This window comes from Streptococcus sp. 27098_8_75 (assembly GCF_041432475.1).
In the GTDB taxonomy this organism is placed as follows: Bacteria; Bacillota; Bacilli; order Lactobacillales; family Streptococcaceae; genus Streptococcus; species Streptococcus gordonii.
Genome location: NZ_JAPVZR010000005.1, coordinates 102050 through 115616 on the forward strand (window position 1 = coordinate 102050; position 13567 = coordinate 115616).

Below are 13567 nucleotides of genomic sequence, written 5' to 3' on the forward strand. Positions count from 1 at the left end.
AAAACATTGCAGTTGATAGAAGGTTGAGGTATAATGGAAAAGTGAATGCATAGAAAGGTTTATGATTATGTTTTATACCTATTTAAGAGGATTAGTAATGTTTATTCTATGGGCTTTAAATGGAAATGCCCATTATCATAATTTGGATAAAATTCCTTCTAAGGATGAAAATTATATTTTAGTCGCTCCACACAGGACCTGGTGGGATCCTGTTTATATGGCTTTTGCTACCAAGCCTAAGCAATTTATCTTTATGGCTAAAAAAGAGTTGTTTAAAAATCGTATTTTCGGCTGGTGGATTCGGATGTGTGGTGCCTTCCCTATTGATCGTGAAAATCCAGGACCTTCAGCTATCAAATACCCAGTTAACATGTTGAAAAAGAGCAATCGTTCCTTGATCATGTTTCCAAGTGGCAGTCGCCATTCAACAGATGTAAAGGGCGGTGTCGCTGTTATTGCTAAGATGGCCAAGGTTCGGATTATGCCAGCTATTTACGCTGGTCCTATGTCTCTTAAGGGATTGGCTTCTGGTCAACGGGTGGATATGAATTTTGGTAATCCAATTGATATTTCTGATATTAAGCGGATGGATGATGCAGGGATTGAAGAAGTGGCAAGACGGATTCAAGCTGAATTTGACCGGTTAGATGCTGAGGTAGTACCTTATCAAGAAGCTAAAGCGCCAAACATCTTATGGCGCGTATTGCGCTTGTTGGCCTTTGTTCCAGCAGCCATCATTGGTCTTTTAACCATTCTTTTTAGCTTCCTAGCTAGCTTTGTCTGGGATCCGGATAAACATAAAAAATAGGATTAGTTATCATTTTCTTTTAGGAGAAAGGAGAAGCTATGTCACTAGCCTTATTGTCTTTTATCGTCCTATCGCTTTTTATGATTCATGAGTTTGATGAAATTATACTTGTCAAACCTTGGATCAAACAGAATCAAGACCACCCTGCTTATCAGAAGGAAATGTTCATTGCAGGAAAGTCAAGTTATCCTTCGACCGAGAGCTTAGCCTTGATGATTGCTGAGGAATTTATTTTAGCTTTCCTCCTGCTCTTAGTAGCAATTTTCTGCCGATTTTCTGAGTTAGCCTTAGCAATTACTATCTGTCATACCTTGCATTTATTGGGCCACATTAGTCAGGTTATAAAATTTCGCTCTTTGGTTCCAGGTGGACTGACTGCAGTTCTAACCTTTCCAATCTTATTAGTGATTTTAGCAGTCTATTTATCTCAGAATTCAGTTTCTTGGGTTTTACTGATTCTACTCAGCATTCTAGTCATGCTAGCTCTCTTAGGTAATCTGCTTTTTCTACATAAACAGGCTCCAACCATTCATGCCTGGATTTATAGAATCAGTAAAAGAAATTAAGAAATATCCTAAAATTTTCAAAAGTCAAGTTTACTTGGCTTTTTTTCTTCTTTTACGAATAAATAGGTGATACTTAATTTTGTTAAAGGAGAAATGATGATAGGAGATTTGATAGAAAAAGCAAAGCAATATAAAATTGCTTTAAGTCTAGGCTTATTAGGAGCGATTGTAGCAGGCTTTATTTTACTACAGGGAAGAGACCAAGGGGGGACAGATGTCCAGCAATTGACAGAGCAAACTTCTTCCTCTAGCTCATATAAGGATGAAAAAAGTAACAAAAGCAATGAGATCAGTCAAGCCGATACAGAAGATCAGTTGGTTACAGTTGATGTCAAGGGTGCGGTAAAAAAGCCAGGTGTCTATCAGTTGCAATCTAATAGTCGGGTTCATGATGCTTTGGAGAAGGCAGGTGGCATGACGGAAGAGGCTGACTTAAAATCCATCAATCAGGCTCAGAAACTGAGCGATGAGGCGGTAGTATATGTAGCCAAGGTCGGAGAAAATGCTGTAGATGTTACGACGAGTGCCCCTGCAAATGCAACATCAGGAACAGGTCAGACAAAATCAGCACTGGTCAATCTTAATACAGCAACAGAAGCAGACTTTCAAACTATTTCTGGTATCGGGCAAAAACGAGCACAGGATATTATTGCTTATCGAGAAGCCAATGGCAAATTTAAGTCTGTAGATGATCTGAAAAATGTATCAGGTATTGGGGCCAAAACTCTAGAAAAATTAAAAGAATATGTCACAGTGGATTAAAAAACTTCCCCTTTCACCAATCTATTTGTGCTTTCTTTTGGTTTGGCTCTACTTCGCTATTTATAGTGGGGAAAAGCTCGCTTATCTAGGTTTTTCCCTGCTTATAGCTCGCCTAATCTGGCATTATCCAAGAAAGAAATGGTTGCCAACTGTAGCTATCCTAATTGCTTTTTCTATCTTTTTTTATGTTAGACGTGAGTTGGCGGAGCGAACCTTTCAGTCTCGACCAGCTCCAGCAAGACAAGTCTTAGTTTTACCAGATACAATTAAAGTAAATGGAGATTCCCTGTCATTCCGTGGTAGAATAGGTGGCAGATTCTATCAGCTCTACTACAAATTAGCAAGTCCAAGAGAGAAAGAATCATTTCAAAAACTAACTGACTTGGTCACTTTAGAGATTGAAGCAGAGTTTAATCTAGCAGAAGGTCGGCGAAATTTTTCTGGTTTTGACTATCAGGCTTATTTAAAAAGTCAGGGAATATATCGGACAGTTAAGATCAGTAGGATTATGTCCAGTCACTCTAGTCAATCTATCAATCCATTTGATTGGCTGTCTGCTTGGCGTAGGAAGGCTTTGGTTTTCATTAAGACTACATTTCCAAGTCCAATGAGTCACTACATGACAGGACTCTTGTTTGGTGATTTGGATATTGACTTTGCAGAGATGAATGACTTGTACTCAAGTTTAGGCATTATCCATCTTTTTGCTTTATCAGGAATGCAGGTTGGCTTTTTTATGGATGCCTTTCGGAAAATTCTTCTGCGCATAGGCTTAAGGATGGAAACGGTAGATTGGTTGCAATTCCCGTTGTCCTTTATTTATGCAGGTTTGACAGGATTTTCTGTGTCAGTAGTGAGAAGTTTAGTGCAAAAATTATTGTCTCAATTTGGAGTGAGGCGCTTGGATAATTTTGCGATGACCATGATGGCCTTGATGTTTCTTATGCCGAGTTTTCTCCTGACAACAGGCGGAGTCCTATCTTGCACTTATGCTTTTATCATCACTATGTTGGATTTTGAGGATTCTAGTGGTTTTCGTAAAGCCGTGCTAGAGAGTTTAAGTATCTCGTTAGGCATTTTACCGATTCTTATCTACTATTTTGCAGAATTCCAACCTTGGTCTATCCTCTTGACCTTCCTTTTTTCAATCGTCTTTGATACATTTATGTTACCTCTCTTGAGTCTAATTTTTCTCATTTCACCTTTGTTTGCCTTCACTCAAGTTAATATCTTTTTCCAATGGCTGGAAATGGTGATTCGTTGGGTAGCTAGTTTGTCAACAAGGCCGATAATTTTAGGACAGCCAAATCTGCCTTTGCTTATTATTCTCCTGCTGGTCTTAGCCTTGCTCTATGATTTTAGAAAGCAAAAAAAGATTAGGGCTGGTCTGAGTCTCTTAGCAATCGTGCTATTTTTCCTAAGTAAATATCCCTTGCAAAATGAAATCACAGTGGTAGATATTGGGCAGGGAGACAGTATATTTCTGAGAGATATTAGTGGCCGGACTATCGTGATTGATACAGGGGGACGGGTGGAGATTGGAAAAAAAGAAGCTTGGCAAGAGCGCGTGAGAAAAAGTAATGCGGAAACGACCTTGATCCCTTATCTAAAAAGCCGAGGAGTGGATCGATTGGATAAATTGGTCTTGACTCACACCGATACAGACCATATGGGAGATATGTTGGAGTTAGCTAAGCACTTTTCTATCCGAGAAATTTATGTTTCCAAAGGAAGTATGACTCAAGTTGATTTTGTAGACAAGTTAAAGAAGATGAAAGCTAAAGTTCATGTGGTCGAGGTGGGAGATCGGCTTCCTATTTTTGATTCGGCTCTTGAAGTGCTCTATCCGCTTACTCAAGGAGATGGAGGTAATGATGATTCAATTGTCTTGTATGGTGAATTTTTCCGAACCAAGTTTCTTTTCACAGGAGATTTAGAAGCTCCAGGTGAAGGTCAGATGGTGACAGCCTATCCAGATTTAAGAGTAGATGTGCTCAAAGCTGGGCATCATGGTTCTAAAGGATCTTCTAGTCCAGAATTTCTAGAGCATATTAAACCTAAGTTGGCCTTGATTTCAGCTGGTAAAAACAATCGCTACCAGCATCCGCATAAGGAAACTTTAGATAGATTCGAAAAAATCCAGACTAAGATTTTTCGGACAGATGAGCAGGGAGCTATTCGATTTAAAGGCTGGAATTCTTGGCAGATAGAAACGGTTCGCTAGCCACTTAGGAATGAGATTGGACAGGCATTATCTTAAGCTGTGTGGTATAATATAGAGAACCAAAATAAGACAAACTAGGAGAAAGATTTCTTGTTAGCAATTGAGGCCATCAAAAAAATAAATTTATCCAATCTACCTCCTCTTACGGTGTTAACAGGAGATGATTTGGGACAGTTCGAATTGCTGAAAGAACAGTTGTTGAAGCAAATTGAATTTAATGCAGCTGACTTGAATTATGCGCTATTTGATATGAAGGAAGCGGATTATCAGCAAGTGGAATTAGACTTGGTGAGTCTTCCTTTTTTCTCAGATGAAAAAATAATTATTCTAGATCATTTTATAGATATCACAACTGCTAAAAAGCGAAATTTGTCAGATGATGAATTGAAGTCTTTTGAGGCGTATTTGGAGCATCCGGTTGAGACAACCAAGCTAATTATCTTTGCGGAAGGAAAGTTAGACAGCAAACGTAGAATTGTTAAGCTTTTAAAACGAGATGCAGAGATTTTTGAAGCATCAGAGCCGAAAGAACAGGATTTAAGGTCCTATTTTAGTAAAGTGGCTCAAGTAGATAATCTTCAGTTCGCTCCGACAGTGTTTGATCAGCTCTTGATTAAATCGGGGTTTCAATTTAGCGAAATTAGTAAGAATTTATCTTTTTTAAAGGGATATAAGCCAGATGGTCAGATTGAGCTTGAAGATGTTACAGAAGCTATTCCAAAGACCCTGCAGGACAATATTTTTGACTTGACTCAGTTAATCCTAAATCAAAGGGTTGATGAAGCTCGAAGTCTTGTTAGTGACCTAAGACTACAAGGAGAGGATGAAATCAAACTGATTGCTATCATGTTGGGGCAGTTCCGTATTTTTACCCAGGTCAAGATTTTGTCGGGAAATGGCAGGGCAGAAAGCCAGATTGTATCGGACTTATCTAATTATCTGGGACGCAAGGTCAATCCTTATCAAGTCAAGTTTGCCTTAAAGGATGCTCGTTCCTTGGATCTATCCTTTTTGAAAAAAACGATGGCTTGCTTGATTGAAACAGATTATCAGATTAAATCTGGACTTTACGAAAAGGATTATCTATTTGATCTTGCATTGCTTAGGATTGCAACTGGAAATCTGTAAGCAAAATAGTTGAAAAAAAAACATGATTGCGTTATCATTTTCATAATAAATAAAGAAAAAGAGGTTTTGCAAATGGCAATTATTTTACCTGATCTTCCTTACGCTTATGATGCATTGGAGCCATATATCGATGAAGAAACTATGCACTTGCACCATGACAAACACCATAATACTTATGTAACAAATGTCAATGCGGCACTTGCAAAACACCCTGAAATTGGCGAAGATTTAGAAAAATTATTGGCTGATGTCGAGTCTATTCCAGCTGATATCCGTCAAGCAGTTATCAACAATGGTGGTGGACACCTTAACCACGCTCTTTTCTGGGAATTGATGACAGCAGAAGAGACTGCTCCTTCTGCAGAATTGGCAGCTGACATTGATGCTACTTTTGGTTCATTTGAAGAGTTCCAAGCAGCTTTCACAGCTGCAGCAACAACTCGTTTTGGATCAGGCTGGGCTTGGTTGGTTGTTAATAAAGAAGGAAAATTAGAAGTGGTTTCAACTGCAAACCAAGATACTCCAATCTCAGAAGGTAAGACTCCAATCTTGGGCTTGGATGTTTGGGAACATGCTTATTATGTAAAATACCGTAATGTTCGTCCTGATTACATCAAAGCTTTCTTCTCAGTGATCAACTGGAATAAAGTTAACGAACTTTATGCAGCAGCTAAATAATAGAAACTAGGAGCGAATCACTTAGATTCGCTTTTTTAGTCACTTTTTTGCCTTTTAGACTTGTTATTTTTCTCATATTTTTTTATAATACTAAAAATTAGGAGAAAAAATTTGTCTAAAAAATATATAACAATTGCCGTTGCTGTCATTTCCAGCCTCTGCCTGATCGGTTTGTTTATCTTCTTTGCTATTGAGTGGAAGATGGCCTATGAAAAACAAAGTCGGATGAATGCTGAAGCTACAAGCTCTGCTAGTCATCAGAGTCAAAAAGACAAAGAAGCGGCTATAGAAAAGCCAGAAGAAACCAAGCTTGTTCAAAAAAGTCCTGAAGAAAAGCAAAAAGTCATGGAGGCGGATGGGCCAACTATGGATGCTTTAGGTTTACGTTATGACTATGCCAATTTAGATTTGACTCAGGTAGTTCAGGCTTATTTAGCAGAAGCGGGAATTGAACAATCGCAGATTGCCTTTTCTTATAAGGACTTGACGACAGGCCAAACATTTGCCATGAATGATACCCAGCCTATGACAGCCGGCTCAACTTATAAACTACCACTCAATATGTTGGTAGTAGATGAAGTGGCTGAAGGGAAATTGTCTATGGAAGAGCGCTTTGATATTACCCAAACTCACTTTGAGTATCAAGGAGAGCATGATAATTATGTTGCAGCCTTTAATGGTGCTATGTCGATTCCTGATATGCAAGAGTATTCCTTGGTTTATTCTGAAAATACACCGGCTTATGCTTTGGCAGAGCGTCTGGGCGGGATGGACAAGGCTTATGAGATGTTCAGTCGCTACGGTCAGTCCAAGGGTGAGCTGAAAACTATTAGTCGTGAAAATAATAAGACCACAACGGATTACTATATCCAAGTACTAGAATATCTGTCCAAAAATCAAGAGAAATATAAGGATATTCTTTACTATATTGGCGAATCCTTCCCTGGTGAATATTATAAGCGCTATCTACGTGATATTACTATTTACCAAAAGCCAGGTTATGTTCGTGAAGCGCTAAATGTTGATGCTCTAGTTATGGAGGAGAAACCCTATATTGTAGCTCTCTATACGGCTTACTTAGGGGGCAGTACTGAATCTAGTGATGAAATCAGCGGACTTGGAATTGAGCAGGTGGGCCAACTAGCCTATGTTATCAATGAATGGCATCGGGTTAATAAGAATTAATTGACAATGAATTATAAAATTTTAAAAGTATGCTTAGATACAGATCTGAGCATATTTTTTCTTATAATGAATGATACTTTAAATAGTATAAGTAAAACTCATAAAAGAATCTATTTAGAAAAACATCGAAATATCCTTGACGCTTAAAAGATAGAGGTGTATAATTCTATTTAGAAAATAATCAAAATAGTTTGGGAGAATGGCTATGATTACTACACATATTATGATTTCCATGTTGCTTATTCTAGTGGCAGTCTTAGTTCCTGTTATTTATTTCAAAAAGAGCAAGCACATTTCTCTAGTAGTCTTTTTTTTAGGAGGAGTTGGTTTTTATTTATCGAGCCAAGTTCTTGAAAAAATCTTGCACAGGATTGTTTTACAGCCTAAGGCTGATGGGAGTATAGCTTTGCAAATGGAAAATCCTTGGCTATATGTCCTTTATGGTGTTGCTGTGGCAGCTATTTTTGAAGAAACAGCCCGATGGATCGTCTTTTATTTGTTACAAAAGAAGCGCCCGATGACAGTTAGCGATGGCCTGGCTTATGGCTTGGGGCATGGCGGTATTGAGGCTCTGTTTATTGGCATTGTCAGCCTCTTAAACTTTTGGATTATAGCTCAAGCAGTGACTCAGGGGAATGCGCAGTTAGTGACGAAAGTTCCTCAAGCAACGATTGACTATATTAAGTCTCTGAGTGCTGGAAGCATCTATCTTTTGGTTTTTGAACGTATCGTGGCAGTAATCTGTCAAGTCTTACTAAGCTTTTGGGTTTGGAAGTCAGTCAAAGAAAAGGCCCCGATTTATTTTCTAGCTGCTCTAGGACTCCATGCTTTGATTGATCTAGCTCCTGCATTGGGACAGATTCAGTTTCTCTCACCTCTAGTTGTTGAAGCGATATTCTTTGTTGAAGTAGTTGGTCTAGCTTATCTGACCAAGAAAATAATGAAGGGTTATCTGAAAGAAGGTTCTTATCATGGGAATCAATCAAACACTTAAAGCCTTAGCGGATCCAGTCCGGAGAAATATTTTAGAAATGCTAAAACAGGGCCCTAAGTCGGCGGGAGAAATAGCTCAAGCTTTTGAGCTAACTCCCGCCACAGTGTCCTACCATTTATCGCAGCTGAAAAAGGCAGGCTTATTATTAGAAGAAAAAAAGAAAAACTTTATTTATTATAGTTTAGATATCACAGTTTTTGAGGAAATTTTAGTTTGGTTCCAATCTCTCGGAGGAGGAAATGGAAATGAAAAAAAATAGTTTACAAGAATTAGGTTGGGCACTTGGTGTCATGCTCTTGCCAGTTTTATATGCCATCTGGGTCTATCAAACATTACCAGAAAACCTGGCTATTCATTTTGATTTGTCTGGGAGGGCTGATGCTTTCTTACCCAAATTTTTGGTAGTTTTTATTTTTCCTATTATAATGATGGTTCTTGAAGCAATTATTTATTGGTCGACAATGGTTAAAGATATAGTCAATAGCAACTTTAAACAGATCATCCGCTGGTTCATTCCCTTCATCTTTGTTTTGTTGTATATGGCTACAATTTATCGGAGCATAGATGAAAACTTTAATATTCGTAAAATAGTACTTATTATAGTTGCTTTCGTTTTACTGATTATAGGAAATTATTTGCCTAAAAAAGTACAAGAAAACAGACGACCCCTGAATAGAAAACTGGCTTATCTTTTTGTTGGAATAGGATTTTTATTGTTTGTAATTGCTATCTTCTGTTTGTAAGCAGAATACATAGATATATCTTTATTTGTAAGCGTATTTATGATATACTGTCATTATCAAATATAAAAGGGTTATTATGATTAATAAGGAACATTATCAGTTTATCCGCCAGCATCCTGCATTTGAGAATTTTCCAGTAGAGTCTTTTGATAAATTAGCCATTGAAATTCAATTTCATAAGGTTTCGAAAGGTCAAATTATCTTTTTTTCTGGAGATCGGCGTGATCGCCTTTTCCTTCTCTATCAAGGATATGCTCGAATAGAACAGTATGATGCTACCGATACTTTTTCTTATACTGATTATATAAAAAAGGGGAATGTTTTCCCTTATGGTGGCATCTTCTTTGATGAGCGCTATCATTATACTGCAAGTGCTGTGACACAGGTGGAATATTTTAGTATTCCTATGAAATTGTTTGAAGATTTTTCTAAGAAAAATGTGAATCAGCTGTTGTTTATTACGCAGAAACTATCCAGAATCTTGGAGTTTCAAGAATTACGCTTGCGAAATGTTGTTGCGGTCAGTGCAACAGACAGAGTTGTTCAGTCCCTTTCGATCTTATGTATGGATTTATGCAAAACAGGGGATGTTTTGCCATTTCCAATTAGTATGAAGGAGTTGGCTAAACTAGGAGCTACAACCCGTGAAACAGTTAACCAGGTTCTCAAAAGGTTGAGAGAAGAAGGACGTATCAGCTATGAGCACAAACAGTTGGTTTTTACTGATAGAGAATATTTTATGAAATATTTCAAAGAAAGTTAGTCTACTGGACCGACTTTCTTTTTTAGCAAAAACAAAGATTTTATCAAAAAAATAAATATTCGCAAAAATCATAAAATATACAAAATATGCAAAGAAAACGCTTCAAAACATAAAAATATCTAAAAAAAATCTAAAAGTGATAAAAATTTGGCATATAGAGTGTCAGTTTTTTTGTGTAAGTGTTTTCAAAAAATGATAGAATAATATATGTAAACGGGCTTAGGAAAACCTAAACCGCAAAGAATAAGGAGGAAAGTAGATGTCTACACATCCAATTCATGTTTTCTCAGAAATTGGAAAACTGAAAAAAGTTATGTTACATAGACCTGGTAAAGAGTTGGAAAACTTGATGCCAGACTATCTCGAACGTCTTCTCTTTGATGATATTCCGTTTTTGGAAGATGCACAAAAAGAACACGACAACTTTGCTCAAGCGCTTCGCAATGAAGGTATTGAAGTGCTATATCTAGAAAAACTGGCTGCTGAGTCTTTGACCTCACCAGAAATTCGCGACCAATTCATCGAAGAATATCTTGATGAAGCAAATATCCGCGGACGCCAAACTAAAGTGGCTATTCGTGAGTTGCTTCAAGGTATTAAAGATAACCAAGAATTGGTTGAAAAAACAATGGCTGGTGTACAAAAAGCTGAATTACCAGAAATTCCAGAAGCAGCAAAAGGCTTGACTGACTTGGTAGAATCAGACTATCCATTCGCTATCGATCCAATGCCAAACCTTTACTTCACACGAGATCCATTTGCTACAATTGGTAACGCAGTATCACTCAACCACATGTATGCAGATACACGTAACCGCGAAACTTTGTATGGTAAATATATCTTCAAATACCATCCAGTTTATGGTGGAAATGTTGAGCTTGTTTACAATCGTGAAGAAGATACTCGTATCGAAGGTGGAGATGAGTTGGTTCTTTCTAAAGATGTATTGGCAGTTGGTATCTCACAACGTACTGATGCTGCATCAATTGAAAAATTGTTGGTAAACATCTTCAAGAAAAACGTTGGCTTCAAGAAAGTATTGGCTTTCGAATTTGCTAACAACCGTAAATTCATGCACTTGGATACAGTCTTCACAATGGTAGACTACGATAAATTTACTATTCACCCAGAAATCCAAGGCAATCTTCGCGTCTTCTCTGTAACTTACGAAAACGAACAATTGAAGATCGTTGAAGAAAAAGGTGATTTGGCAGAACTTCTTGCTGAAAACCTTGGTGTTGAAAAAGTAACATTGATTCCATGTGGAGATGGCAACGCTGTTGCTGCAGCACGCGAACAATGGAACGATGGTTCAAACACTCTTACAATCGCTCCAGGTGTTGTTGTTGTGTATGACCGCAATACAGTTACTAATAAGAAATTAGAAGAATACGGCTTACGTTTGATTAAGATCCGCGGAAGTGAATTGGTTCGCGGTCGTGGTGGACCTCGTTGTATGTCAATGCCATTCGAACGTGAAGAAATCTAAACGTTCAATATCTTAAGAAATTCTAATAGATAGAAAGAGGAAATAAAAGAATGACAAATTCAGTATTCCAAGGACGTAGCTTCCTTGCAGAAAAAGACTTTACCCGTGCAGAGTTAGAATACCTTATTGGTCTTTCAGCTCACTTGAAAGATTTGAAAAAACGTAACATTGAGCACCGTTACCTTGCTGGTAAAAATATCGCTCTCTTGTTTGAAAAAACATCTACTCGTACGCGTGCAGCCTTTACTACAGCAGCTATCGACCTTGGCGCACATCCAGAATATCTTGGTGCTAATGATATTCAGCTTGGTAAAAAGGAATCAACTGAAGATACAGCTAAAGTTTTGGGCCGTATGTTTGATGGTATTGAATTCCGTGGTTTCAGCCAACGTATGGTTGAAGAATTGGCAGAATTCTCAGGTGTTCCAGTTTGGAATGGTTTGACTGACGAATGGCACCCAACTCAAATGTTAGCTGACTACTTGACAGTACAAGAAAACTTTGGTCGCTTAGAAGGCTTGACATTGGTATACTGTGGTGACGGACGTAACAACGTTGCTAATAGCTTACTAGTGACTGGTGCAATTCTTGGTGTTAATGTTCACATCTTCTCTCCAAAAGAACTCTTCCCAGAACAAGAAATTGTTGAATTGGCAGAAGGATTTGCGAAAGAAAGTGGCGCTCACATCTTAATCACTGAAGATGCTGACGAAGCTGTGAAAGGTGCTGATGTACTTTACACTGACGTTTGGGTATCAATGGGTGAAGAAGATAAATTTGCAGAACGTGTTGCTCTTTTGAAACCATACCAAGTAAACATGGATTTGGTTAAGAAAGCTGATAACGAAGACTTGATCTTCTTGCACTGCTTGCCTGCTTTCCACGACACAAATACTGTTTATGGTAAGGATGTTGCTGAAAAATTTGGCGTAGAAGAAATGGAAGTAACTGACGAAGTATTCCGCAGTAAATATGCTCGTCATTTCGACCAAGCAGAAAACCGTATGCATACAATTAAAGCAGTTATGGCTGCAACTTTAGGTAATCTTTACATTCCAAAAGTATAATCTTAAAAACAATTAAACTGTAATACCAACAGCTATGAGGGCTGCGACTAATAGCTTTAGTCCGCCCTCATTTTTAATAGTCAAACAGTTTGTCTTTCTAAATTGAAAAATAAACTGGAGGACATTATTGTAATCAAAATTAAAACGCATTTACTTTGCGTTGAAGGAGAATTATATGGCAAATCGTAAAATCGTTGTAGCCTTGGGAGGAAATGCCATCCTTTCATCTGATCCGTCAGCAAAAGCCCAGCAGGAAGCCCTAGTTGAAACTGCTAAGCATTTGGTGAAACTGATTAAAAATGGAGATGACCTTATCATTACTCACGGGAATGGTCCTCAAGTAGGAAATCTCTTGTTACAACATTTAGCAGCTGATTCTGAAAAGAATCCTGCTTTTCCACTCGACTCTCTCGTAGCCATGACAGAAGGAAGCATTGGCTACTGGTTGCAAAATGCTTTGCAAAACGCTCTCTTGGATGAAGGAATTGACAAAAACGTTGCTTCAGTTGTAACACAAGTGGTTGTAGATAAGAACGACCCAGCTTTTGTTAACCTCAGCAAACCAATCGGACCTTTCTATTCAGAAGAAGAAGCAAAAGCAGAAGCTGAAAAGAGCGGAGCAACTTTCAAAGAAGACGCTGGACGTGGCTGGCGTAAAGTCGTTGCTTCACCAAAACCGGTTGACATTAAGGAAATCGACACAATTCGTACTCTTTTAAATGACGGCCAAGTAGTTGTAGCTGCTGGTGGTGGCGGTATTCCTGTCATTAAGGAAGACAACGGTCATCTTTCAGGAGTTGAAGCTGTTATTGATAAAGACTTTGCTTCTCAACGTTTGGCTGAGTTAGTGGAAGCTGATCTCTTCATCGTGTTGACAGGAGTAGACTATGTCTTTGTAAATTACAATAAACCTGATCAAGAAAAATTAGAACATGTGAATGTTGCTCAGTTGGAAGAATATATCAAACAAGATCAATTTGCTCCAGGAAGTATGCTTCCAAAAGTTGAAGCAGCTATTGCCTTCGTTAACGGTCGTCCAGAGGGTAAAGCGGTTATTACTTCACTAGAAAATCTGGGTGCTTTGATTGAGTCTGAAAGCGGAACAATTATTCAAAAAGACTGAAATAAATTTTGAACTATAGACTAGTTTAAAAGATTTG

14 protein-coding genes are annotated in these 13567 nt (G+C 38.1%); all 14 read left to right on the plus strand.

Translation table 11 applies throughout. The features are described 5' to 3' along the window. Positions 1-67: 67 nt before the first annotated feature. Positions 68-808 (plus strand): 1-acyl-sn-glycerol-3-phosphate acyltransferase, encoded by a 741-nt coding sequence (locus O3640_RS09010; protein ID WP_061596285.1) that lies wholly within the window; start codon positions 68-70, stop codon positions 806-808. Between the two features lie 38 nt (positions 809-846). Then, the gene (locus tag O3640_RS09015; RefSeq protein ID WP_061596283.1) at positions 847-1374 is read left to right on the plus strand and encodes an HXXEE domain-containing protein; all 528 of its coding nucleotides are present in this window, start codon (positions 847-849) and stop codon (positions 1372-1374) included. Between the two features lie 96 nt (positions 1375-1470). Next, a complete protein-coding gene (locus O3640_RS09020) occupies positions 1471-2136 on the plus strand; it encodes a helix-hairpin-helix domain-containing protein (RefSeq protein WP_227221455.1) in 666 nt (221 codons plus the stop codon). Beyond that, positions 2120-4360: a DNA internalization-related competence protein ComEC/Rec2 gene (locus O3640_RS09025; protein WP_227955674.1), complete on the plus strand. Its 2241-nt coding sequence runs from the start codon at positions 2120-2122 to the stop codon at positions 4358-4360. The genes O3640_RS09020 and O3640_RS09025 overlap by 17 nt, the downstream gene beginning before the upstream one ends. A gap of 90 nt (positions 4361-4450) precedes the next feature. Beyond that, on the plus strand, positions 4451-5488 hold the full coding sequence (holA, locus tag O3640_RS09030) for a DNA polymerase III subunit delta (RefSeq protein ID WP_227955673.1): 1038 nt from the start codon (positions 4451-4453) through the stop codon (positions 5486-5488). Between the two features lie 72 nt (positions 5489-5560). Further along, positions 5561-6166, plus strand: coding sequence for a superoxide dismutase (locus O3640_RS09035; RefSeq protein WP_045773124.1), 606 nt, complete (start codon positions 5561-5563; stop codon positions 6164-6166). Positions 6167-6277: 111 nt separating this feature from the next. Next, positions 6278-7351, plus strand: a complete 1074-nt coding sequence (locus O3640_RS09040) for a serine hydrolase (RefSeq protein ID WP_125443582.1) — start codon at positions 6278-6280, stop codon at positions 7349-7351. Between the two features lie 205 nt (positions 7352-7556). Continuing rightward, a complete protein-coding gene (locus O3640_RS09045; protein ID WP_223351792.1) occupies positions 7557-8345 on the plus strand; it encodes a YhfC family intramembrane metalloprotease in 789 nt (262 codons plus the stop codon). Further along, positions 8323-8604: an autorepressor SdpR family transcription factor gene (locus tag O3640_RS09050; protein ID WP_012130660.1), complete on the plus strand. Its 282-nt coding sequence runs from the start codon at positions 8323-8325 to the stop codon at positions 8602-8604. Before O3640_RS09045 ends, O3640_RS09050 begins: the two co-directional genes overlap by 23 nt. Continuing rightward, on the plus strand, positions 8591-9088 hold the full coding sequence (locus O3640_RS09055) for a DUF1648 domain-containing protein (protein WP_045773126.1): 498 nt from the start codon (positions 8591-8593) through the stop codon (positions 9086-9088). Before O3640_RS09050 ends, O3640_RS09055 begins: the two co-directional genes overlap by 14 nt. 76 nt (positions 9089-9164) lie before the next feature. Further along, positions 9165-9851: a Crp/Fnr family transcriptional regulator gene (locus tag O3640_RS09060; protein ID WP_008809520.1), complete on the plus strand. Its 687-nt coding sequence runs from the start codon at positions 9165-9167 to the stop codon at positions 9849-9851. A gap of 259 nt (positions 9852-10110) precedes the next feature. Continuing rightward, entirely contained in the window at positions 10111-11340 is a 1230-nt protein-coding gene (gene arcA / locus O3640_RS09065) for an arginine deiminase (RefSeq protein ID WP_012130657.1), read from the plus strand. A gap of 50 nt (positions 11341-11390) precedes the next feature. Continuing rightward, the gene (gene argF / locus O3640_RS09070) at positions 11391-12407 is read left to right on the plus strand and encodes an ornithine carbamoyltransferase (RefSeq protein ID WP_012130656.1); all 1017 of its coding nucleotides are present in this window, start codon (positions 11391-11393) and stop codon (positions 12405-12407) included. 175 nt (positions 12408-12582) lie between these two features. Further along, complete coding sequence (gene arcC / locus O3640_RS09075; protein WP_008809517.1) at positions 12583-13530, plus strand: carbamate kinase; 948 nt, start codon at positions 12583-12585, stop codon at positions 13528-13530. Positions 13531-13567: the final 37 nt, after the last annotated feature.

Coding starts and splice junctions, on each gene's coding strand:
- O3640_RS09015 (WP_061596283.1), top strand. CDS start 847: ATGTCACTAGCCTTATTGTCTTTTATCGTCCTATCGCTTTTTATGATT.
- O3640_RS09060 (WP_008809520.1), top strand. CDS start 9,165: ATGATTAATAAGGAACATTATCAGTTTATCCGCCAGCATCCTGCATTT.
- O3640_RS09020 (WP_227221455.1), top strand. CDS start 1,471: ATGATAGGAGATTTGATAGAAAAAGCAAAGCAATATAAAATTGCTTTA.
- O3640_RS09045 (WP_223351792.1), top strand. CDS start 7,557: ATGATTACTACACATATTATGATTTCCATGTTGCTTATTCTAGTGGCA.
- O3640_RS09035 (WP_045773124.1), top strand. CDS start 5,561: ATGGCAATTATTTTACCTGATCTTCCTTACGCTTATGATGCATTGGAG.
- O3640_RS09025 (WP_227955674.1), top strand. CDS start 2,120: ATGTCACAGTGGATTAAAAAACTTCCCCTTTCACCAATCTATTTGTGC.
- O3640_RS09050 (WP_012130660.1), top strand. CDS start 8,323: ATGGGAATCAATCAAACACTTAAAGCCTTAGCGGATCCAGTCCGGAGA.
- arcA (WP_012130657.1), top strand. CDS start 10,111: ATGTCTACACATCCAATTCATGTTTTCTCAGAAATTGGAAAACTGAAA.
- O3640_RS09010 (WP_061596285.1), top strand. CDS start 68: ATGTTTTATACCTATTTAAGAGGATTAGTAATGTTTATTCTATGGGCT.
- argF (WP_012130656.1), top strand. CDS start 11,391: ATGACAAATTCAGTATTCCAAGGACGTAGCTTCCTTGCAGAAAAAGAC.
- arcC (WP_008809517.1), top strand. CDS start 12,583: ATGGCAAATCGTAAAATCGTTGTAGCCTTGGGAGGAAATGCCATCCTT.
- O3640_RS09055 (WP_045773126.1), top strand. CDS start 8,591: ATGAAAAAAAATAGTTTACAAGAATTAGGTTGGGCACTTGGTGTCATG.